This window comes from Chryseobacterium sp. JV558 (assembly GCF_033712365.1).
Taxonomy (GTDB): Bacteria; Bacteroidota; Bacteroidia; order Flavobacteriales; family Weeksellaceae; genus Chryseobacterium.
On the sequence record NZ_WJHU01000033.1, the window covers coordinates 1 to 458 of the forward strand.

The 458-nt window shown below is 36.9% G+C and carries 1 protein-coding gene; it reads right to left on the minus strand.

What is annotated here, in order from left to right; genetic code table 11:
- Positions 1–458, minus strand: a 458-nt coding sequence (locus tag GFU89_RS23240) for an AMP-binding protein (RefSeq protein WP_318849384.1), incomplete at both ends; no start/stop codon positions are given.

The following is a 458-nucleotide window of genomic DNA, read 5'->3' on the forward strand; positions in this document are numbered from 1 at the left end:
AGTCTCTGACAAAGTGTAAAACTGGTCGAAACTACACTGTTTTCAGTTGGTCCGTAATTATTTACCAACTTATAATGGTTACTCGTATTAGAAGTTAACAAACGGTCTCCTCCGGTAAATAAATAAGACAGGGAGTGATTCTCTATCTGAATAAAAGGCTCACATAAAGCAGTGGGCAAAAACGAATGGGTAATGCCAGAATCTTCATAAAAATTATTGAGCCCTATTAAATCAAGACGCAGTGCTGACGGAACAATATACAGACTCGCTCCTTTTAATAAATAGGGAAATAATTCCCATACTGAAGCATCAAAGCTATAATTAGAATATAAGGTCGATTTAGTATGCACATCAACATCAAAGGTTTCTATATGCCAGAAACACAGATTCACAACCCCTTTATGCTCAACCATAACACCTTTGGGATGACCTGTGGTACCGGAAGTATAAATGACATA